Genomic DNA, 21,445 nt, shown 5'->3' with positions numbered 1-21,445 from the left:
AGGCTAAAAAACCTCCCCTAACTACTTAACGAAAAATATCATTGAATTTAGTTAATACTTCAAGCTGCTTCGCTTCTGCACCTTTCCAATTCACGTTTAGCTGAGGAATTTCATTTAAGGCTGCACGATCCTTAACAGGTATATCTTTGTTGCCTGGTAGTAAGTAGGCATTTGCTACAAGCTTTTGCCCTTCATCTGACAGTAAAAAATCAACGTACGCTTTTGCACTTTCTACGTTTTTTGCATCCTTCAAAATACCAACAGCTCGCGGACTGACGACTGTCCCGCTTTTTGGATAAATAATTTCTACTGGCTCACCATCAGCTTTTGCTTTATAAGCCATGTAATCTACCCCTGAAATTGTGGCATTTTTGTCACCAGTAATAACAGCATCTAACGCTTCCTTATTAGCACCATTCACCTGTAAACCATTTTCCTTCCACTTCTCCATCGTAGTCCAAGCTGTTTTTTCAGCTTCTGTATATCCGAATAGGAAGTCTACAGCAGAGCCTGACAAGCTAGGGTCTGGTATATTAATTTTATTTTGCCATTCAGCTTTTGCTAAATCTGTCCATTCTGCCGGAACCTGTTGCGTATTTTTCGTATTATAAGCAATTCCTAATGCTGAGGCACTGTAACCATAGTAATAACCTTCTGCATCTGACCAATCGCTATTGATTTTCTTGGCATTATCAGCGTCTTTATAGCTTTGAAGTTGATCTGTTTCCTTCAAGCCATCCATTGAAGCGACAGAGGCTAGTACGACAACGTCAGCTACAGGGTTATTTTTTTCCGCTTCTAAACGCGATAATATTTTACCTGTTGTTCCTTGGAACATCTCTATTTTTATGCCTGTTTTCTCTTCAAATGCTTGTTGAATATTCGCTGCTAAACCATCTGGACCAGCAGAGTATACCGTTAAAGTTTGTTCTTCTTTTGCGGTTGAACTTGCTTTATCATTCTTCTCTACCTCTTTATTTCCACACCCCGCTAATGCTAATGTTAAAAGAATCCCAGCTGTAGCAAATAGTTTTAACCCTCGTTTTTTCAAAGGTAACCCTCCAATTGATATATTTGTTTTTCATCAATAAAAACTTCAAGCTGTTTGCCATGTTCTATCGGTTCTGCTTCGTAAAAGCTCCAGTACTTACCTTCTACCTGTGCTTGCACTAAATAACGATCACCAACAAAGGTATTTTTTACAATCATCGCTTGTTTTGCAATTGTACCTGGTCGTCGTAGTCTGGAAATCCCTTCAGGTCGCACAATATAATTACCTTTATCAAACCAGTTCACTTTACCGATAAAATCTGCTACATACGGTGTTGCTGGAGCGTGATAAATTTCTTCTGGTGTTCCCACTTGTGCAATTCTTCCTGCCTCCATCACGATAATTTGATCTGACATTGCCATTGCCTCTGTTTGATCATGTGTGACAAAAATTGCCTGACAATCTAACTCGTTAATAATATGCATGATTTCATCTTGCATTTTTTCTCTTAGTACTGCGTCGAGTGCTGATAGTGGTTCATCAAATAAAATAAGCTGTGGATTTGTCGCTAGTGCCCTCGCAAGTGCTACTCGTTGCTGCTGTCCTCCCGATAACTCCCCTGGCTTTCGTTTTTCAAAACCCTCCATTTTCACCAATCGCATAACATGCTCCACTCGAGCCGGAATGTCTGACTTTGAAACAATACCCTTCAGGCCAAAAGCAATGTTTTGGAAAATAGTCATATGAGGCCATAATGCAAAATCTTGAAAAACCATTGCCATATTTCGCTTATTTGGTTTTACATTTTTATGGAGTTTGGATGAATAAATAATTGTGTCATCAAAACGGATTTCTCCATTTGTCGGTTGTTCAAGACCTGCCAATACTTTCAATAACGTTGTTTTACCACAGCCTGATTGTCCTAAGATGGTAATGAACTTGCTATCCAGCTCCACATTGATGGGCCATAACGCATGAAACTGTCCATATTTTTTTTCGATATTCGTTAATGAGATTTTCATCATATCCTCCTCGTTAATTACAACTATAAATTCCAGATATTTAGAAAATATTAATCTACTATTAATATCTCGTTAAAAAAAATCTAATAAACTAAAGCAAAACTAAGATTTTTTCTAATTTACTTTAGGAGGATAAAATGAATAACATGAAGTTACAGGCATTTTGCCTACTCGTAGAATTTAAAAAATTAGCTCCTGTTGCCAAAGAGCTAGGTCTTACAGCGCCGACAGTATCCTTTCATATTCGCTCCATTGAAGAGGAATATGGCATCCGTTTATTTCGGACAAATGCAGGTGGATACCGTTTAACAGAAGCGGGAGAAGGGCTCTATCATTATGCTCGCCAAATTGTACAGCTACAAAAAGACATGAATCGCTTTGTCGAAAATCTTTTGGCGGGTAATATTGGCTCCATTCGTCTTGGCGCAAGCGGGCTACCTGCACATATTTTTATGCCGGATATTATTCATCTAGTTTCAACAGCTTACCCAGACATTCGAATATCGCTAGAAGTAAAAACAGCGCCTGAAATTGAACAAAAGGTAGCTCTTCAAGAATTAGATTTCGGGCTAATTATGGAAACAAAACAAGAAAATTCGTCTCTTATATACGAAACAATCGGCGAAGATTCCCTTGTATTAGCATTGAGTCCTACCCATGAGCTTGCAGCAAAAAAGGACATCACAAAAGCAGATGTCCTAAAAAACAAAGTATTATTGCATACATCCTCCAGTTCAACGAATCATTTTATAGAAAAATGGATGGACCCTCACCCATCCATTTATACAATCGAGCTTGATTCTGTCAGTACTATTAAGAAAATGCTTACTTTCGGAAAAACAATTGCATTTTTGTCAGTTGCCCTGATAGAAGATGAGTTAAAATCAGGACTTTTGATCAAAAGAGACTTACACGATGTGACACTTAATAGAAAGATTCAACTTATTTATCCTAAATCTCGTCTAGATAGCAAGATGGATGCGTTTGTAAAAACTGCAATTTATGATTTAGCCAAACAATTAAAAAAATAGCCTCTTATGACATATTTCCATAGTCGACAATAATAACATGAAATGGGGATTGTTTATCCCTATGAAGGGAGGGTTGTATTTGCTAACCGAGTTACTAACAAAAGATACTATACAACTCGCAGATATTGTAAATACTTGGCAGGAAGCTATTCATTTAGCGGCAATTCCACTATTAAAGCACAATAAAATCGAAGAACGCTATATTGAGGCGATGATTCATTCCATTGAAAAGCACGGACCTTATGTAGTCATTACACCAAAAGTAGCGATTCCACATGCACAGCACACAGAAGGCGTCAATGAGCTAGCCATGAGCCTATTAAGCTTACAAAAACCTGTTATGTTTGGACCAGAAAAGCCTGTTTTCTTAATTATTGTCTTAGCGGCCACCGATCATGCGTCGCATCTGCAAGCATTAGTTGACTTAACAAAGATTTTGCAAGAACCCCATCAAATCGACAGCATCATCGCCTGCCAGAATAAAGACGATATTATCAAAGAAATCCAACAAATTGTGGCAAAGGAGTAATCTTGATGAAGATTTTAGTAGTGTGCGGGAATGGCTTAGGCAGTAGTTTTATTATGGAATTGAATGTAAAAAAAGCGTTAACTGAACTTGGAAAAGTTGCAGAATTAACGCATACCGATTTAGCATCTGCCAAGGCAGAGAAAGCGGATATTTATATTGGCGCAGAAGATATTGTCAATCAATTGCCCGAAGAAAGGGGTCACATCGTTAGTATTGTTAATATGATGAGTATTTCTGAAATTAAATTAAAGCTTAAACCTCTGTTATAAAGGATTGAATTTGAATTTAATTAAAAATTGGATAGGATGAGGTGTTAATATGTTAGATGTTATTATGAATGACATTTTAGGAACACCAGCTATTTTAGTCGGCCTATTCGCTTTTGTCGGTTTATTAATCCAAAAAAAATCAGCTTCAACAGTCCTTTCTGGTACGTTAAAAACGGTTATGGGCTTTGTTATACTTGACGCAGGTGCAAGCGTTTTAATCGGTTCTTTAAATCATTTTAGTAAAATATTTGATCATGCATTTAATGTCCAAGGAGTTATCCCAAATAATGAAGCGATTGTAGCAGCCGCTCAAACTAGTTTCGGAACAGCTACTGCCATGATTATGGTTTTCGGTATGATTATGAACATATTATTTGCGCGATTTACGCCTTTTAAATATATATTTTTAACTGGTCATCATACATTATTTATGGCGTGTTTAATCGCAGCATCACTGTCTGTCGGCGGTATGAGTGGCACACCTCTTATCATCGTTGGCTCTATTATACTTGGTCTTTGTATGGTCGTATTCCCAGCCATTTTACAACCAACTGTTCGTCAAATAACTGGCAGTGATGATTTTGCTGTTGGTCATTTTGGCAGTGTTGGTTATTATGTATCTGCTAAAATCGGGAAGCTCTTTGGAAACAAAGCTAAATCAACAGAAGACATAAAAGTTCCAAAATCTCTAGGTTTTTTACGGGATACATCTGTAGCTGTGTCCTTAACTATGAGTCTGTTTTTTATTATCGTTGCCCTATTCGCTGGCCAATCCTATATTGAGTCACAGTTATCTGGCGGTTCGAATTTTATCGTCTTTGCCATTATTCAAGCTATTACCTTTGCCGCTGGTGTCTATATCATTTTGGCTGGAGTGCGAATGCTAATTGCCGAGATCATTCCTGCCTTTAAAGGTATTGCAGATAAACTTGTGCCAAACACAAAGCCTGCATTAGACTGCCCTACAATTTTTCCGTTCGCACCGAATGCAGTTATTATTGGCTTCCTGTTTAGCTTTGTAGCAGGCTTAGTGTCCATGTTTATACTCCCCCTCATAGGGCTAAAAGTGATTGTACCTGGGCTTGTGCCACATTTTTTCACGGGTGCGGCTGCAGGAGTATTCGGTAATGCAACTGGTGGTAGACGCGGTGCTATGGTAGGAGCATTTACCAACGGATTAATTATTAGCTTTATCCCCGCGATTCTACTTATCTTCATGGGTGATATCGGCTACGAAGGAACTACATTTGGCGATTCAGACTTCGGCATTGTAGGAATCATAATTATAAATATATTAAAATTATTTGGTGCGGTTTAATTCATTAGTGTGTCTCGCAAACTCTTTAGATGTTTGCGAGTTTTTTTATTTGCCAAAGAAAAGGGTTAATTTTGCAAAATATATAAATTTTTCACAATATACCCCTACCTTTTTCACTATATACATAGAGAAAATCCATTGTGAAACAAACTAAATACTCAGTGATTAGAAAATATCGAAAATGATTTAAACCCATTTTCCTGTAGTAAATTGTAAATAATCTGATAGTATTTAATGGTAAAATAAAAAATCGTTGTCTGACCTCTGACTTGAATAACTTTTTGCCGATATAAATAATACATACAATGGAGGTATTCATATTGAAAAAATTAATGATTGGCTTTTGCTTAATAGCTTTGTTATTAGCAGGCTGTTCCATTACTCAGCCGGAAAAAGCGCAAGATGACTATAAAATTGGTATCTTACTTTCAGATGCAGGGCTTGGTGATGAATCGTTTAATGACTCAGCTTTTAAAGGGCTTGAGAAAGCACGCGATGAGCTAGGTATTTTGTTTGATTATAAAGAGGCGCCTGATGGCAATTACGAACAGAAGCTAGAGGAACTTGTCGAAGAAAAATATAACGTCATTATTGGTCTAGGCTTCTCTGTACAGGAGGCATTGGAAAAGACTGCGAAGAAATATCCTGATCAACAATTTGTCCTTATTGACGGACAATCAGATGTTGCCAATATCACTTCCATAACCTTTAAAGAGCAAGAAGGTAGCTTTTTACTTGGAATGGTTGCAGCAATGACGAGTAAAACTGGAAAAATAGGATTTATTGGTGGTGTAGATATTCCGGTTATCCATCACTTTGAAAACGGCTTTATTGAGGGAGCTAAATATTTTAATCCAAATATCGAAATTATTAGTGAATATTCTGGCTCATTTGATGATGCCGACGCGGGTGCCGCAATCGCAGAACGTTACATAAAGAACAAATTGGATTTTATTTATCATGCAGCGGGATTCACAGGCTTTGGTGCCATAAAGAAAGCGGAAGAAATGGGCATATATGCGGCCGGAGTTGATATTGATCAATTTTACATTGCAGAAAAAACTGTTGTAACATCAATGTTAAAAAATGTCGACCAAGCTGTTTTTAAAATTGCTAAAACATTAGATGAGGAAGGGAAAATTTCCGAAAAATCGTTGTCATTCGGTTTAGCTGATAATGGAGTAGGCCTAGCGGATATACGTGTTATTAAACTTACACCTGAGCAACAGGCTGCTATTGAAAAAGCAAAAGAAGATATTGTTTCGGGTAAAATAAAAGTTACTGCAGAAAAGGGGAACAGCCAGTGACACTACGAAAAAAATTATTCATGAACATACTTATTCCCATTGTCCTCGCAATGGCTATGATTGGTTTTATTATCGTTCAAACATTTGATATACAAACAACTGCACAAGATGATACAGAACTATTACTGGCAGTGAAAGAACTTGAACAAAGTTTAGTTGTAGCGAGCCAATCTTTAAATAACTACACTTTTTTAGATAGTGAGGCCAATAAAAATGAAGCTCTTTCAACTTTACAAGAAACGAAAGTAAATTTAGAAAAACTCTCAACTATTGCTAAAATAGCTGAGCATCAGGCAATCATCAAAAAAATCGAGGGTAAATACGACGAATTAGAAAAAGCTTCAGAAGCAGGATTTCTTGCTCACAATCATCCTGAGATAAAAAAACAATCAATCAGAATATCCGGTATTTTGAACGATATGTATCTACTGAAAAAAGAAACAAATGAATGGTATAAAGAAACGAATGATTTGGCAACGCAGAAAATTTCTTTTATTACTACATCAACAATAATAGGTAGTATCCTTCTACTTATTGCTACAAGCATTTTTTCGTATGTCGCAACGAAAAGAATTACTAAACCGATTAACCGAATCGTGGATTATGCACAATTGGTGGCTGCAGGGAATTTGACAATTGACACCTCTTCCCTCTCCTATAAGAAAGGTAGTCGCAATGAAGTTGATCAACTGACTGAGAACTTTGCCAAAATGATTGTTAGCTTAAAAACCACCGTACAATCTATTGATCATGTAGGTAAAAATGTTGGTCTATTTACAAAAGATGTCACAAGCTATATTGAAACCGTTAACGAAGGCAGTAAACAAATTGCTACATCAACAGACGAATTGGCAAAGGGAAGCCTAACTATTTCAGAAGATATCCAGTCAACGGCTATCTTGATGAATACGATGGCCGATCAATTTACTACTGTTCAGGAGACAAGTGAACAATCAGCAGTAAACGGTAACAAAGCGCTTACTGCTGTTCAAAATGGTCGTAGCTCACTAGAGAAGCAATCCTCTATTGCGAAGGATATTTCATCCACTTCGATTAATATCAAAGAGGCTGTTACTCAATTCTCTCAATTCACAACAGAAATTGAAGGTGCAGCTAATGCAGTTCACGCGATTGCTGATCAAACAAATCTCTTAGCATTAAATGCTGCAATCGAAGCGGCACGTGCTGGCGAAGCCGGAAAAGGATTCGCCATTGTAGCGAAGGAAGTCAAAAAACTTTCTCATGAAACAGAAAAAGCAACTACTTTCATCTCTTCGATGGTGACACATATACAAGATGGCATTACACTCATTCTTTCTACTGCAGAACATGGACATCAGCTTTCAGAAGAACAATTACAATCGATGACCGATACAGAAAAGTCATTTGAGGCAATTGCAACTCATGTATTAGACATTAATGATCAGTTACAGCACCTTACAAAGGATATGGAGCAAACAAGCGAAATGAGTCAGCAAATGAACAGTGCCATTGAAAACATTTCGGCTATTACGGAAGAAACCGCAGCAGGAACAGAGGAAATATCCGCTTCTACTCAAGAACAGTTAGGATCATTCAAAAAAATTAGTGATAAGGTTTCAGAACTTCAAGAAATGACAAATACATTGTCTGTAGAACTAAAAAAATTCACATTATAAATTTAGTTTTATTTTCGTCAATTATTTCAGACTAATAGGTGCATTAATTAGCGGAATTTTCCCCAGTTTTATTAATGAGAAGACGCTAATATCCGCTAAGCTATTCACGCTTTCCTGCTGGAGAGCGTCGAGCCGCTTACAATAAGATGAAGCAATGGGTAGCAACAACTTTTACACATAAAATTTATATTAACCTTCACAATTTTTGGGTTGTAGTAGCGGGTGAGTTAAATCTGATGGAGCACTAAGGCCTCCCATCTTTATAGTGAACTGCACCCCAATTGTTAGATACAATCTAACAATTGGAGGTGCAGTTTTTGTATGCCTAAATTTAGAGAAGAAATGAAATTAGAAGCTGTTCAAATAACTTTAAAACACGGCATTCGACTTTCATTATGCTTCGTAAATATACTTTTCTATTGTGTATTTTTCGAGTTTGTCTTGTGCAATATTATAACCAATACCTGGTAGATTAGAAACTTGGATATGTCCTTGGTCATCCATGACAATCTCTGGCTCAATAATATCTTCATGCCAATAGCGGGAAGATGGTGCCGTATCACCAGGTATTGTAAAGTTTGACAGTGTTGTAATTGCAATATTATGAGCACGACCAATCCCTGATTCTAGCATACCCCCACACCATACAGGGATTTGATGCTGCTGACATAAATCATGAATCTTTTTAGCCTCGGATAAGCCTCCAACACGCCCTACCTTTATATTAATCACTTTGCAGCTACCTAGTTCAATTGCACGTCTAGCATCATCGTATGAATGGATACTTTCATCTAAGCAAATCGGTGTATTGAGTTCTCTTTGTAATTTTCGATGATCGACAATATCATCATGCTCAAGAGGTTGCTCAATCATCATTAAATTTAATTTATCCATCTCCTTAAATAAGGATAGATCTTCTAACGAGTAGGCAGAATTGGCATCTGCCATTAAAGGTATATCGCCAAAGCGATCACGGATTACACGCAGTACTTCGATATCTTTTCCGGGCTTAATTTTAATTTTTATTTTTTTGAACCCTTGTTTTAAATAACCTTCAATGCTTTCCAGCAATACATTCGTATCATCTTCAATGCCTAGGCTAATGCCAACAGTAATTTCTTTTTTTTCTCCTCCAAGTGCTTGTGCTAAAGGTATGCCCTGCTCTTTTGCATATAAATCCCAAATGGCTGCTTCCACTGCAGATTTCGCCATATTATTGCGACGCACGCGAGCAAACTTCTCATTTATCTCATCTGGATGGTTGAATTCCTGATTAATAACAAGTGGTATTAAAAATTCATCAATAATAGAGAATGCCGTTGAAGCCGTTTCTTCTCCATAATAAGGATAAGCGCTAACAACACATTCTCCATAACCAACATGCTTCTCACCATACGCTTCAATAATTAAGAAAATACGTTCCTGCTGCTTCATAAAACTTGTTTCAAAGGGTGATTTCATAGTCATCTTCATTTTACGAACTATAATTTTTTCAATTTTCATTTCTCAACACTCCCCTACTTGTAATATAAATGACATGCCGTTTTATGGGCAGGTGAATGCTCGACCAACTCTGGCTCTACCGTCCGGCATTTTTCCATTACAAAAGGGCATCTCGTCTGGAAAACACAGCCTGTTGGTGGATTCAATGGAGAAGGGATTTCACCTTTCAGCTTAATCTTTTCACGTTTTATTCGCGGATTGGGCACAGGAATTGCTGATAAAAGTGCTTTTGTATAAGGATGCATTGGGTTGCTAAAAATTTCATCTGTCGTTGTTTCTTCTACGATCTTTCCTAAATACATTACGCCAATTCGATTGGAAATATGGCGTACAACACTTAAGTCATGAGAGATAAACAATAATGTTAGGTTAAATTCTTTTTGTAAATCCTCCAATAAATTCAGCACTTGTGATTGAATAGATACATCTAATGCCGATACAGGCTCATCACAAATAATAATATCTGGATTCATAATAAGTGCGCGTGCTAATCCTATACGCTGACGCTGCCCTCCGGAAAATTCATGTGGAAATCGAAAATAATGTTCATTTTGGAACCCTACCTTATTTAAAATATCCATCACTTTTTGTGTACGCTCTTGCTTTGTGCCAATATGATGTATTTTCAAGGTTTCTTCTAATATTGTTCCGATACGTTTACGTGGGTTTAAAGATGAATAAGGATCTTGAAACACCATTTGCAAACTACGACGAATGGGCATCATTTCTTTTTGTTTAAGCTTATTAATTGTCTGTCCTTGGTAAATTATTTCGCCATCTGTAGGTTCAATGAGCCGCAAAATAGAACGGCCTGTAGTACTTTTTCCGCAACCAGATTCTCCAACTAAGCTATATGTCTCGCCCTTAGTAAGCTCAAAGGACACATTATTGACTGCTTTGACATATCTTTTTTCCTGCCCGACACCACTACTAACAGGAAAGTAGGTTTTTAAGTTTTTTATTTGTAAAATCATTTCTTTGTTATCCATGAATTTTCACCTCCCGCTTCCTCTGAATTTCTTCAAAGTGCCAGCATCTGACTTTACGGTCGCCGTAGCTTTCAAGCTTTGGTAGAGATGTGCGACAATTGTTTGTCTGGAATTCACAGCGTGGAGCAAAGCGACAACCTGTAGGAATTTGACTTAATGTCGGCACCTTTCCTTCAATCACATACAGCTTTTCCTCACGACTTCCTTCTATATTAGGAATTGATTTTAATAAGCCTTGTGTATAGGGATGCAGAGGCTGATCAAAAATCGTTAATACATCACATTCTTCAATGACTTGACCTAAATACATGACTACTACTTTTTCACAAACTTCAGCTACAACGCCTAAATCATGCGTAATCATAATCGTCCCCATATTAAATTCGTCTTTTAACTCTTTGATCAAGTCTAAAATTTGTGATTGCGTTGTCACGTCTAAAGCTGTTGTTGGTTCATCGGCAATTAAAAGTGCTGGCTGACAGCAAAGTGCCATCGCAATCATGACCCGTTGACGCATCCCCCCTGATAGCTGATGAGGAAACTCATCAATCCGTTTCTCTGGTGCTGGAATACCAGTTAATTTCAGCATGTCAATCGCTTTCACGCGGGCCTGTTCTTTTGAAACATTTTGATGAAGGAGGAGGGCTTCCATAATTTGATCACCCACAGTGTAAACTGGGTTTAATGAACTCATCGGATCCTGGAAAATCATAGCAATATCATTACCACGGATTTCTCGCATTTCTTTTGCGGATTTCGCTAATAAATTTTGGCCTTCGAGACGAATTTCACCTTCATACTTTGTATGCTTTTCATCGAGAAGTCGTAAAATTGATTCTGCCGTAACGCTTTTACCACAGCCGGATTCTCCCACTACACCAACGATTTCTCCTTTTTTAACAGTGAAAGAAACATCATCGACAGCTGTTACTTTCTTTTCCTCTGTATCAAAATGAACTTTTAAATGCTCAACTTCAAGTAAAGTATCTGTCATTGTAATAGCACCCCCTTACTACTTCTTCGATTTATTATGCGGATCTAGTAAATCTCGCAATCCATCACCAAATAGATTTAAGCCTAAAACCGTTAACATAATTGCAATTCCTGGGAATACTGTCATCCACCACGCATTGAAAATAACCGTTTTGCCATCATATAATAAATTGCCCCAACTTGGTTCAGGTGCAGGAATCCCGGCTCCTAAAAAGCTAAGTGCAGCCTCTACAATAATGGCATCTGCAAAAATAAAAGTAGCTTGAACAATTAAAGGTGAAATGACATTCGGGAAAATATTCGACCAGATAATACGCGTGCTATTTGCACCTTGTGCCCGCAACACCTCAATATATGTTTGCTCCTTCACAATTAAAGCAGAGGAACGAATAGTTCTTGCAACAAGTGGTGTAAATACAATCGTTAAAGCGATAATGACATTGACTAAATTTGCACCGAGAGATGCCATAATCGCAATCGCAAGTAAGATGGCTGGAAATGCCATTAGACCGTCAGCAGTACGCATCAATAAGCTATCAAGCTTTTTAAAATAAGCTGCATATAATCCAACAATCGTCCCGAAAATAGAAGTTAACAGTGCGACAGAGAAGCCAATGACTAATGAAACACGTGCCCCATACATAACACGACTAAATAAATCTCGACCATAGTTATCCGTGCCAAAAAAGTGTTCAGTACTTGGCGGTAATAATCGATTCGCGGTATCCAATGTATATGGCGAAGTCGAGATGATAAACGGGGTCAAAATCGTAAACAAAATTATTACTGACATAATAACGGTGCCTGTCAAAGCCAATTTGTTGCTAAAAAACTTCTTTCTAAATAACGTTCGCTGCTTTTGCTTCATCTGCTTCTTAATGGTTGACAGATCATTCATTGAAAGCTCTTGACTCAAATTACTCCCCCCTATCTCTTCCCAACTCGTAAACGTGGATCAACAATACCATATAGTAAATCAATCACTAAATTGATTGTTACGTAGCTAACTGCGATTAACAAAACAACTCCTTGAATCACTTCAAAGTCACGTCGTTCTACTGAGTTAATGATTAATTGACCAATGCCTGGGATATTAAATACCGTTTCAATGACAGCTGCACCAGCTACTAAAGTCCCGAAGGTTTGACCGATAATCGTTAAGATAGGAATAAATGCATTACGTAATGCATGTTTCATTGTAATAACAAATTCCTTTACCCCTTTTGCACGTGCTGTCTTAATGAAATTGGCAGATAAAACTTCCAGCATCGAAGATCGAGTCATACGGGCAATAAGAGCAGCTTGCATTGAACCTAATGCAATGGCAGGTAAAATTAAATAGCGGATATGTACAGCGAAACCTGCAGCTAACGGTTTATAACCTGCAACAGGTAACCAACGTAGCTCCACTCCAAATAATAAAATTAAAAATAAACCGAGCAAAAAGCTTGGAACTGATATGCCAACAAGTGAAACTCCCATAAATGTTTGATCTAAAAATGATCCTCTGAACTTAGCTGACAGTACACCAAGTGGGATAGCTAGTACAATAGCAAACAATTGAGCCATAATGGCCAATGAAAGTGTTGGACCTAAATGCTCAAAAAAAGCCGTTAATACTGGTTTTTTCATAAATAGTGATGTTCCTAAATCGCCATTAACAATAGCCCCTACCCAAGTCACATATTGCTCCAAAATAGGGCGGTTGAGGCCAAGCTCTTCCTGTAGCTTAGCCACATCCTGAGGAGAGGCTTCAGGACCGAGCATAACTGAAGCTGGATCACCAGGCGTTATATGAACTAATAAAAAGACGACAACTGATACAACAAATAACACAGGTATAAGTGACAGTATTCGTTTCAATATAAAGTTCAACATAAGCTCATCCCCCCTTACAAATTATTTCATATTCCATAAAATGATACCTTGCAAGAAATCATAGCCTTCAATGGATGCATCGTATGCTGTTACTGTCGTTTTGTTTCCAAATTTAATAATTGGAACATAGTCATATACTTCAACCATTAAGTCACTGTAATAGCCTTTCGCTTCTTCCTGTGTTGCAGCACCTGCAATTTTGTTTAATAAATCATCAATTTTAGGGCTATTTGTCCAACCTGGCCATTCTCCCTTGGAATCCAAGAACACATATTTATTAGGTACAGGCTCAGTTGGGAAACCAGTAATGAAAATATCGTATGCCTTTTCATCTGTACGACGCTGTTGCACAGTTGGCCAATCATAAATATCAAGCTTTACTTTCATGCCAAGACTTTCTAATTGTTGTTGAACCACAACGGCTGCATTGTAATGGTCTTCATAATCACGTGTCGATAATATGACGATTTCCTCTCCATTATAGCCAGCTTGTTGTAATAGGGATTTTGCCTTTTCTATATTCTTTTGATTGTATTGATCGCTACCAGCATCTGTATACCAGTCTGTTTGATCTTTAATCATTAAATTGTGTTCTAATTCGTAAAATTCAGGACTCGAAAACGCTGCCCTTAAAATTGCTTCTTGATCAAGAGCCGCATTTACAGCTTGACGTGCTTCCTGTTTAGCAAAAAGTCCTGCTCGCTTGTTAAATACAACAGCATTAAAGCCATTATGGTCAATGGAAGTTTTAACAGTTTCAGACTTTTCTAATTGCGCCACATTATCGAACGGTATCGCATTTGCTACTTGGTATTCTCCTGTTTGAATACCAGCAAAACGCGTTGAAGCATCGGTTACAATATTAAAATAAATATTTTTATATTGTGCCTCTTTTTTACCAGCCAATCCGCTTGCTGGGCTATCTACAGCAACATAATCATTAAATTTCTCTAAATGAATATATTGATCATTTTTCCACTCTAAGAATTTATATGGACCTGTCCCAATAAATTCTGTTAAGCCCTCAGCTGTCGTTGAGGCATTTGCTTCTTCCGTTGTAATAATTGCAATTTGACTTGGATCTGCCAATAAATGGAGCGCAATGAATAGTCGCTTCGGCATTACCAATCGCACAACTGAATCATCCACTTTTTCAAATGTTGCATCCGCAAAATAAGATTTTCCTAAACCTGTCGTTGTCATCCAGCGTTGCATAGATGCCACAACATCTTCGGCTGTTAAATCATCACCATTGTGGAATTTAACACCTTGTCTCAATTTAAATGTTATAACTTTACCATCTTCACTTTCCTCCACTGATTCCGCCAACATTGGCACAACCTTCGAATCTTTATCTAGTGTCACTAAAGATTCATAGATATTTCGAGCTACATCACGCGTAGCTACCGCCGTTGTCATCAACGGATCTAACGTTGGTGGCTGAGCATTATAAGCTACCTGTAATTCTGAATAATCTTTATTACTATCTGCTCTTTCACCACCAGCATTATCATCTGAAGAACATGCTGCTAACACAAAAAGCACACTTGCAAACATTACAAATAACCAATTTGCTTTTTTCATGTCAATCCCCCCAAGATTTTATGATGTTAGATCATTAGAAGTATTCACTTTATTTCCTAAAAATTTAAAGTGAACACTTCAATATATATATTAAGCTAACAAAACTATTCAAAAAATTCAATTATTTTTCTGAAAATATTGAAAATAAAGTTTATTTTGAATATGCTATAATAAAGTAAACGCTTATTTTTTTAGAAAAAAAAAGAATTTCCTTCACTACTAAAGGAGGTATCGGCTTGTACGCATACGAAGCTAAAATACAAGAAAAATTTGATGATTTGTCCCCTACATTAAAACGTGTTGCACTCTTTTTGAAAGAAGATCCGAAGCTATTTGCTTCAAACTCTGCGACGAAAATCGCCAACATGATTGGAGTTAGTGAAACAAGTGTGATTCGATTTGTTTATGCCATCAATTATGGGAGTTTTACTGATTTACAAAATGAAGTACAGGATTCTATTTTTGATTTAAAAAATTCATTGATGAGCTTTTCACACACATTTGCAGAGCAAACTGATCATACAGGTATTGAAGAAGTTATGATTCGTGATCAAATCAATATAAAAAAAACGGCTGAAAATATAGACCCTGAAATGTTTAAAACGGTCGTTAAAAAAATTGCTCTTGCAAGGGAGATTGTTGTATTAGGGAGTGGAGCCTCTTATGGTTTTGCACATTGGTTTAGCTTCACATTGAATACAATAAGAGGGAATAGTCGAATTTTAAATTTATATATGGATGATTTTTCTTACATTAATAACTTAGATGAAAATAGTGTCGTTGTTACCTTTTCTTTTAATCGTTATATGAAACATACGCTTGAAATTACGCAGGAATTAAAGGAACGTGGAGTTTATGTGGTGGGCATCACAGATTCAGATATAGCTCCCATAACTCAAATTGCTGATTCGACTTTTATTACTAAGATGTCACATATGTCTACAATTGACTCTGGTCCTGTCATTTCCTCGTTATTGAATACAATATTGCATCAAATGATTCAAGACTATCCTGAGCAATATGAAAAACAAAAGCAACAATATGAGACTACTTATAAAGACCTATTTTGGAATGAGGGATTACATCATGAAAATTAAGCAAGAACTATTACAACATTTTCATTACTTACATGAAAATGCAGAAGTAAGCTGGAAAGAGGTAAATACAACCCAATATTTGAAAGAAGTACTCAGTGACCTAGGCTATAAGGTGACTACTTTTAATGATTGTACAGGGCTTTATGCAGACCTTGGCCAAGGCCAGCCTATAGTAGCGGTCCGTGCAGATATTGATGCACTATGGCAGGAAGTTGATGGCTGTTTTAAAGCGAATCACTCATGTGGTCACGATGCTCATATGAGTATGGTCCTTGGTGTTGCAAAATGTATGCAGCATGAAAATTTCAAAGGTACGCTACGCCTCGTTTTTCAACCGGCAGAAGAAAAAGGTACTGGCGCTTTGGAAATGATTGAGAAAGGTATTGTGGAGGATGTGGAATACCTATATGGCATCCACCTACGGCCAATCCAAGAAATCCCATTTGGTGTAGCATCACCAGTTATTATACATGGCGCAGGTCAAATGATTGATGGGCAGGTACAAGGAGTCGATAGTCACGGTGCACGCCCTCATTTGACGGTCAATGCTATAGATGTTATGACGACGATCAATGAACAGTTAAATCAAATTCGCATTGATCCGCAAATACCACATTCTATCAAAATGACCTATATTCGTGCTGGAGGTGACAGTCGAAATATTATTCCCGGGAATGGACAATTCGGACTAGATTTACGTGCACAAACGAATGAAGCGATGCAGGAGTTGGTACAAAAATTCAAACAAATCATTGACGGTGTACGTACAACCTTGGGGGCAAGTATTCATTATAGCACCATAACAGCCATGCCTGCTGCTGTTCAAAACGAGCAAGCTATTCAATTTGCACGCACAGGCATTACCGAAGTTATTGGCGAAGAAAATATCATACCCACACTCATCACCTCTGGTGGGGACGATTTTCATTTTTACACAATCAAGAAACCACATTTAAAAGCAACGATGATTGGCCTAGGCTGTAACCTCGCTCCTGGACTCCATCATCCTTATATGAGCTTTGATACAGATGCTCTTGAAATCGGCACAAACATCTTAACTAAAACTGTGCTAGCCACTTTTCGTGCTCAACAATAGATCACGATTTTTATACCTTGATGGAAGCCGTTGCAAAGCATTTGATGAAAGTTAAACAGAAATAGACTGTGGAGAAAAACACAATATTTTTCTCCACCCATTTTGGCTATTTGCACTAAAAGGAGTTGTTGGTTAGCAAGTGCCCTGTAGCAAATCTCTCATAAATGGTCAGTAAGACATACTTGCTTTGCTGAATCCCACTGCTTTTTTCATTGAAACACTTAATTCCACTGGTTCTGTCAATTCCTCTTCCAGCTACTCAAGCGTGATACCTTATTTCAAGATAAATATTTCATTGTTAAATGGAGAACTGCTACTTCATTCCCCGTGTTTTCATAGCTATGCTGTCGATTTGCTTCAAATTGAATAGAATCAAATTCGTTTAATTCGTACATTTCTTGTCCAACTTGAATCGAAATTTTCCCTTTCATTACTGTTACAAATTCAATAGCTCCTTCATGATGAGGTTCTGCCTCATATATGCTATTCGGTTGCAAACAAGCACGATGCATTTCCATCCCAGTTTCTTTTTTGTAACGAAATATAGTTTCTAATCGCCACATTTGATTTTCTTCTATCGTAAATCCCTCTCCGCAACGTGCAACATTTACTATATCTTCTATCACCATAAGCCGTGACAGCGGAATAGATAATCCTTTCGTAATCTTCCAAATGACACCTAATGTAGGATTCGTTTCTCCTCTCTCAATTTTCCCTAACGTTAATTTACTAACACCTGTTTTTTTCGCTAACTCTTCTAAACTTAATTTCTGTTCATTTCGTATTTGTCGTAACAGTTGACCAACTTGCAAAATAACTTCTTTTGTTTGCATATCCTCTTGTTCTTTCATATGAACCCCACCTTTAGTATATTATAGTTTACTTTTTATATAAATAATTATATTATAATATATATTTAGAAAGGAGCGAACGAAATGCGTGCTATCTTATTAGGTATTTTATCATCTGCGTTTTTTTCAGCTACATTTATTATAAATCGAGTTATGAACGTATCAGGAACAAGCTGGGCTTGGACTGCTTCCTTCCGATTTTTATTCGCTTTACCCATTTTATTCTTTATCGTCCTATTTCGCAAAAACCTTCGTCCACTATGGGTAGAAATGGGTAAACACCCTTTGGCATGGCTTGGTTATGGCACAATAGCCGGGGTAGGATTTTATTCCTTATTAAGTTATGCTGCTGTATTTAGTCCTGCATGGCTCGTCGCAGGTACATGGCAAATAACCATTTTAGCTGGTTTGCTATTATCTCCGTTATTTTTTATTACATTGGAGACAAAGTCAGGAGTTAAACGAGTTCGCGGTAAAATTCCTATGCGAAGCTTACTCGTTTCCTTATTTATTTTAACGGGTGTCATTTGTATGCAATTAACAGAAGCTGGAGACATTACTGTTTCTCAATTTTTATCTGGCTTCCTCCCTGTAGTTATCGCTGCATTCTTATATCCTTTCGGTAATAGAAAAATGATGGAAGTCGTTGCTGGTCGCTTAGATACATTTCAACGCGTGTTAGGCATGGCAATTGGTAGCCTTCCTGTCAGTATTATATTAGCGATTTATGGTTGGACTACAACTGGCATACCAACATCTGGGCAAATGATGCAAGGTTTCTTATTAGCATTATGTTCGGGTGTTATCGCCACAATGACATTTTTCTTCGCTACTGACTTAGCGAAAAATAACCTGTCTTTGTTAGGGGCAGTGGAGGCAACACAAGCAGGAACAATGATTTTTACTGTTCTTGGTGAAATCCTTTTTTTAAACGGTTCTTGGCCAGTTGGAGTATCTTTAATCGGAATGATCATTATTATGATCGGAATGATAGCCAACAGTATTTTAAATCGCACTATTCCTGTATCCAAACAAAAGAAAATAGCATAGTTTAAGAGCGTGTTTTAAACCGAAAACTGATTAAAACACGCTACTATGTTTAATAGAAAGCTTTAGGATAAATTAAAAACATAAGATAAGAAAAAAAATCCCGAATAACGTTCAATATTCGGGATTTTTCTTATTATAAAGTTAAACCATCATCAACAAGAACTATTGCTCCTGCCCGTTCAGATGCTAAGAAAGCAACCATTTCTGCTAACATGCATAACGTCCCATTCACATGTTCGGAAGTTCATCTGGAATATAGCCAGTTGTTTCAAACATTTCCGTAACACTATTTGTTAACGCTGTTTGAACACCGCCTGGACAAATAGCATTAATGCGAATACCTTTTTTAACGTATTCTAGCGAAGCGGATTTAGCAAACCAACGACAGCATAATTATTTGCAGAATATGCAGTTAAACTGTGCTTTGATTTTCGTTCCGACTGGTCGCTTTCCTGGGGGCGTCGATCCCTATATACACGGCATACTTTTAACAAATATCATCCACAACTTTTGGCGTGGGCCTCAGATGTGAACATTCTATTAAGAGAGAGCATGTCTTTTCATGAATAAAAACCATGCTCTCTTTAATGTATTATTATAGTTTTATCAAATATATTTTTTTAATATAACAAACTGCGAATTTATGATAAAAGGTAAAATAATAAAGAGACAAGTATGATTACCATTACTTTCATCTATAGAATAAAGTCCAACTTCCCCATAAATTGGTATAATGAATGATTTTCATACGAGGGACCATCGATGTGCCCGATAGCGGGCATTTCCACCCATTTATCCTTATTCTAAGCCTTTTTTTCTATATATTCATGGTATACTTTTACGGAACTTTCGCGGAAAGGAGATTTCTACGCCCTATGTTAAAAGAACGAATCGATTTTTTGTGCAAAAAGAAAAACATCACCCGCAAAGAGCTGGTTGAAGGTTTACTGACGCAAACCCATTTTGCCAATATCCTCGCAGAGCGTTACACTCTTGCCGCTGATTTGGCTGAACATATAGCCTCCCGTCTCAGCGTCTCTCCTGCTTATTTGCTGCAGGCTTCATCTCAATCGCCGGATACATTGGCAAAGGCAGAGAGCATTTTCGAAATGTTATCCCAATCCACTGCATCCATCGATGAACAGCAGGTTAACGATCTGCCGGACCGCGACGATGCTTTAACCGTTGAGTTGACCACAGCCTTAATGAAAGCCGTATATTACCAGCAGCTTAATGACGCGGTAGCTCATGATTATTTGCACCGGAACTATTTGAATTATTACTTGGATAAATACGGGCGTCCTGACGACAATGATCTGCCCCTACCAGCCAAAAAAGCGATGTTTTATTATAAAATCCAACTTTTCAGATCCAAACACCATTACCACGAGGCACTGCTTCAAGCACGAAAACTTGCGGAACTGCTCGCTCCAGGCAGCGAGCCATGGCTGACGGCGCATAATTTCATGCTTGAGGCCTTTATCTATTTGAAACAGTATGTTCAGGCGAAACAGACGTTTGAGCAAATGATGAAGCATGTCTATGAACAAAGGCTCTTTCACCGTTTGAGCGGGTTGTATCTCACCTACAGCGGTTATCAGTTTACGGTCGGACTTGTTCAGGAAGCGCTGCTAGCCTTATCCATGGCGGAAGCACATTTGGTTTACACCTCCAATCAGGGCGAAATGATGACATCCATAATGAACAACCGAATTATCATGCAAACGCTGCTAGGCGAATATGACAAAGCCGCATTGGAGATTGACCGCTTTAAAGAAATGATTCGGCACGAACCAGAAGAAATTAGACAGAAGTTCCAACCGCTGCTCGATATTTACCGCTGCGAGTTGGAACTAAACCAAAAGCAATGGGCATTGCTCCCGCAGATGATCAAGGAGCTTGAAAGCAGCGCCGAAACAACCGATCAACAAATGTCGTTGCAATTCTACCAAAGCCAACTCTCGTTTGCGCAGGGGCAGTTCGAACGTTCAATGGAGCATGCCATGGCCTGTTTACCTTATTTTGAGTCCATTCAGCAAACCAACCGCTTGGAGACTCTATATGAGTCGCTTGCCGTCGTCTCTGAGGATGCCAGAAAATACAAGGAATCAGCTGCCTATTACAAGAAGCTAGTTTACCTTCTACGGAGCAAATAATAAACCGGATTTCAGTCGGAAAACCGCAATACGAATGGGCTGTCCCAAACGTTTAAAGGCGGATTTTCCGCTTTTTATTGCAGTAAAGGGTGGATCTTCGCAAAATTTACTCCTTAAACCGGA

At 37.8% G+C, this 21,445-nt stretch carries 20 protein-coding genes; 10 read left to right on the top strand and 10 right to left on the bottom strand.

What is annotated here, in order from left to right; all coding sequences use genetic code 11:
- Positions 1–25 precede the first annotated feature (25 nt).
- Both ACQKOG_RS22780 and ACQKOG_RS22775 read right to left on the bottom strand, forming a co-directional pair.
- The gene (locus ACQKOG_RS22780; protein ID WP_427448319.1) at positions 26–1,051 is read right to left on the bottom strand and encodes an ABC transporter substrate-binding protein; all 1,026 of its coding nucleotides are present in this window, start codon (positions 1,049–1,051) and stop codon (positions 26–28) included.
- On the bottom strand, positions 1,048–2,013 hold the full coding sequence (locus ACQKOG_RS22775) for an ABC transporter ATP-binding protein (protein ID WP_427448318.1): 966 nt from the start codon (positions 2,011–2,013) through the stop codon (positions 1,048–1,050). Before ACQKOG_RS22775 ends, ACQKOG_RS22780 begins: the two co-directional genes overlap by 4 nt.
- Before the next feature lie 137 nt (positions 2,014–2,150).
- Here ACQKOG_RS22775 and ACQKOG_RS22770 point away from each other — a divergent pair, with 137 nt between their 5' ends.
- The 6 genes from ACQKOG_RS22770 to ACQKOG_RS22745 all read left to right on the top strand — a co-directional run bounded on the left by ACQKOG_RS22770 (position 2,151) and on the right by ACQKOG_RS22745 (position 8,125).
- A complete protein-coding gene (locus ACQKOG_RS22770) occupies positions 2,151–3,044 on the top strand; it encodes a LysR family transcriptional regulator (protein ID WP_370076009.1) in 894 nt (297 codons plus the stop codon).
- Positions 3,045–3,123: 79 nt separating this feature from the next.
- A complete protein-coding gene (locus ACQKOG_RS22765) occupies positions 3,124–3,573 on the top strand; it encodes a PTS sugar transporter subunit IIA (RefSeq protein WP_415730408.1) in 450 nt (149 codons plus the stop codon).
- Positions 3,574–3,578: 5 nt separating this feature from the next.
- Entirely contained in the window at positions 3,579–3,842 is a 264-nt protein-coding gene (locus tag ACQKOG_RS22760) for a PTS sugar transporter subunit IIB (RefSeq protein ID WP_386845160.1), read from the top strand.
- Positions 3,843–3,891: 49 nt separating this feature from the next.
- Positions 3,892–5,160: a PTS ascorbate transporter subunit IIC gene (locus ACQKOG_RS22755; RefSeq protein WP_427448317.1), complete on the top strand. Its 1,269-nt coding sequence runs from the start codon at positions 3,892–3,894 to the stop codon at positions 5,158–5,160.
- A 320-nt stretch (positions 5,161–5,480) separates the two neighbouring features.
- Entirely contained in the window at positions 5,481–6,467 is a 987-nt protein-coding gene (locus ACQKOG_RS22750; protein ID WP_370076017.1) for a BMP family lipoprotein, read from the top strand.
- Positions 6,464–8,125 (top strand): methyl-accepting chemotaxis protein, encoded by a 1,662-nt coding sequence (locus ACQKOG_RS22745; RefSeq protein ID WP_370076019.1) that lies wholly within the window; start codon positions 6,464–6,466, stop codon positions 8,123–8,125. The genes ACQKOG_RS22750 and ACQKOG_RS22745 overlap by 4 nt, the downstream gene beginning before the upstream one ends.
- Positions 8,126–8,518: 393 nt before the next feature.
- Here ACQKOG_RS22745 and menC read toward each other — a convergent pair whose 3' ends face one another.
- Genes menC through ACQKOG_RS22715 form a run of 6 tightly spaced genes read right to left on the bottom strand, consistent with a single transcriptional unit; the run spans position 8,519 to position 15,072 of the window.
- On the bottom strand, positions 8,519–9,628 hold the full coding sequence (menC, locus tag ACQKOG_RS22740) for an o-succinylbenzoate synthase (RefSeq protein WP_370076021.1): 1,110 nt from the start codon (positions 9,626–9,628) through the stop codon (positions 8,519–8,521).
- A 14-nt stretch (positions 9,629–9,642) separates the two neighbouring features.
- On the bottom strand, positions 9,643–10,617 hold the full coding sequence (locus tag ACQKOG_RS22735; protein ID WP_402868740.1) for an ABC transporter ATP-binding protein: 975 nt from the start codon (positions 10,615–10,617) through the stop codon (positions 9,643–9,645).
- Entirely contained in the window at positions 10,610–11,611 is a 1,002-nt protein-coding gene (locus tag ACQKOG_RS22730; protein ID WP_370076025.1) for an ABC transporter ATP-binding protein, read from the bottom strand. The genes ACQKOG_RS22735 and ACQKOG_RS22730 overlap by 8 nt, the downstream gene beginning before the upstream one ends.
- Positions 11,612–11,629: 18 nt before the next feature.
- Complete coding sequence (locus ACQKOG_RS22725; RefSeq protein ID WP_427448316.1) at positions 11,630–12,526, bottom strand: ABC transporter permease; 897 nt, start codon at positions 12,524–12,526, stop codon at positions 11,630–11,632.
- An 11-nt stretch (positions 12,527–12,537) separates the two neighbouring features.
- Positions 12,538–13,488, bottom strand: a complete 951-nt coding sequence (locus tag ACQKOG_RS22720; RefSeq protein ID WP_370076029.1) for an ABC transporter permease — start codon at positions 13,486–13,488, stop codon at positions 12,538–12,540.
- Positions 13,489–13,509: 21 nt separating this feature from the next.
- On the bottom strand, positions 13,510–15,072 hold the full coding sequence (locus ACQKOG_RS22715) for an ABC transporter substrate-binding protein (RefSeq protein ID WP_402868737.1): 1,563 nt from the start codon (positions 15,070–15,072) through the stop codon (positions 13,510–13,512).
- A 236-nt stretch (positions 15,073–15,308) separates the two neighbouring features.
- On the opposite strand from ACQKOG_RS22715, the gene ACQKOG_RS22710 reads away from it, so the two are divergent.
- Together ACQKOG_RS22710 and ACQKOG_RS22705 are read left to right on the top strand one after the other, a co-directional pair.
- Entirely contained in the window at positions 15,309–16,169 is an 861-nt protein-coding gene (locus tag ACQKOG_RS22710) for a MurR/RpiR family transcriptional regulator (RefSeq protein WP_370076033.1), read from the top strand.
- On the top strand, positions 16,159–17,265 hold the full coding sequence (locus ACQKOG_RS22705; protein ID WP_370076035.1) for a M20 peptidase aminoacylase family protein: 1,107 nt from the start codon (positions 16,159–16,161) through the stop codon (positions 17,263–17,265). The genes ACQKOG_RS22710 and ACQKOG_RS22705 overlap by 11 nt, the downstream gene beginning before the upstream one ends.
- A gap of 278 nt (positions 17,266–17,543) precedes the next feature.
- On the opposite strand, the gene ACQKOG_RS22700 is transcribed toward ACQKOG_RS22705, so the two are convergent.
- The gene (locus tag ACQKOG_RS22700; RefSeq protein ID WP_370076037.1) at positions 17,544–18,116 is read right to left on the bottom strand and encodes a helix-turn-helix domain-containing protein; all 573 of its coding nucleotides are present in this window, start codon (positions 18,114–18,116) and stop codon (positions 17,544–17,546) included.
- 84 nt (positions 18,117–18,200) lie between these two features.
- Between ACQKOG_RS22700 and ACQKOG_RS22695 the strand changes: the two genes are divergently transcribed.
- Positions 18,201–19,166, top strand: coding sequence for a DMT family transporter (locus ACQKOG_RS22695; protein WP_370076039.1), 966 nt, complete (start codon positions 18,201–18,203; stop codon positions 19,164–19,166).
- Between the two features lie 228 nt (positions 19,167–19,394).
- Here ACQKOG_RS22695 and ACQKOG_RS22690 read toward each other — a convergent pair whose 3' ends face one another.
- Positions 19,395–19,499, bottom strand: a complete 105-nt coding sequence (locus tag ACQKOG_RS22690; protein ID WP_402868925.1) for a hypothetical protein — start codon at positions 19,497–19,499, stop codon at positions 19,395–19,397.
- A gap of 542 nt (positions 19,500–20,041) precedes the next feature.
- Between ACQKOG_RS22690 and ACQKOG_RS22685 the strand changes: the two genes are divergently transcribed.
- Complete coding sequence (locus ACQKOG_RS22685; protein WP_427448315.1) at positions 20,042–21,322, top strand: XRE family transcriptional regulator; 1,281 nt, start codon at positions 20,042–20,044, stop codon at positions 21,320–21,322.
- The last annotated feature ends 123 nt before the right edge of the window (positions 21,323–21,445 follow it).

Origin of the sequence: Lysinibacillus sp. NPDC093216, assembly GCF_050280325.1 — a bacterium.
In the GTDB taxonomy this organism is placed as follows: domain Bacteria; phylum Bacillota; class Bacilli; order Bacillales_A; family Planococcaceae; genus Lysinibacillus.
This window is presented reverse-complemented; position numbering and strand designations above follow the sequence as displayed.

Excerpts from the sequence above, each read along its gene's own strand:
- ACQKOG_RS22775 (WP_427448318.1), bottom strand. The coding sequence starts at position 2,013 with ATGAAAATCTCATTAACGAATATCGAAAAAAAATATGGACAGTTTCAT.
- ACQKOG_RS22770 (WP_370076009.1), top strand. The coding sequence starts at position 2,151 with ATGAATAACATGAAGTTACAGGCATTTTGCCTACTCGTAGAATTTAAA.
- ACQKOG_RS22760 (WP_386845160.1), top strand. The coding sequence starts at position 3,579 with ATGAAGATTTTAGTAGTGTGCGGGAATGGCTTAGGCAGTAGTTTTATT.
- ACQKOG_RS22755 (WP_427448317.1), top strand. The coding sequence starts at position 3,892 with ATGTTAGATGTTATTATGAATGACATTTTAGGAACACCAGCTATTTTA.
- menC (WP_370076021.1), bottom strand. The coding sequence starts at position 9,628 with ATGAAAATTGAAAAAATTATAGTTCGTAAAATGAAGATGACTATGAAA.
- ACQKOG_RS22735 (WP_402868740.1), bottom strand. The coding sequence starts at position 10,617 with ATGGATAACAAAGAAATGATTTTACAAATAAAAAACTTAAAAACCTAC.
- ACQKOG_RS22730 (WP_370076025.1), bottom strand. The coding sequence starts at position 11,611 with ATGACAGATACTTTACTTGAAGTTGAGCATTTAAAAGTTCATTTTGAT.
- ACQKOG_RS22720 (WP_370076029.1), bottom strand. The coding sequence starts at position 13,488 with ATGTTGAACTTTATATTGAAACGAATACTGTCACTTATACCTGTGTTA.
- ACQKOG_RS22715 (WP_402868737.1), bottom strand. The coding sequence starts at position 15,072 with ATGAAAAAAGCAAATTGGTTATTTGTAATGTTTGCAAGTGTGCTTTTT.
- ACQKOG_RS22705 (WP_370076035.1), top strand. The coding sequence starts at position 16,159 with ATGAAAATTAAGCAAGAACTATTACAACATTTTCATTACTTACATGAA.
- ACQKOG_RS22700 (WP_370076037.1), bottom strand. The coding sequence starts at position 18,116 with ATGAAAGAACAAGAGGATATGCAAACAAAAGAAGTTATTTTGCAAGTT.
- ACQKOG_RS22695 (WP_370076039.1), top strand. The coding sequence starts at position 18,201 with ATGCGTGCTATCTTATTAGGTATTTTATCATCTGCGTTTTTTTCAGCT.
- ACQKOG_RS22685 (WP_427448315.1), top strand. The coding sequence starts at position 20,042 with ATGTTAAAAGAACGAATCGATTTTTTGTGCAAAAAGAAAAACATCACC.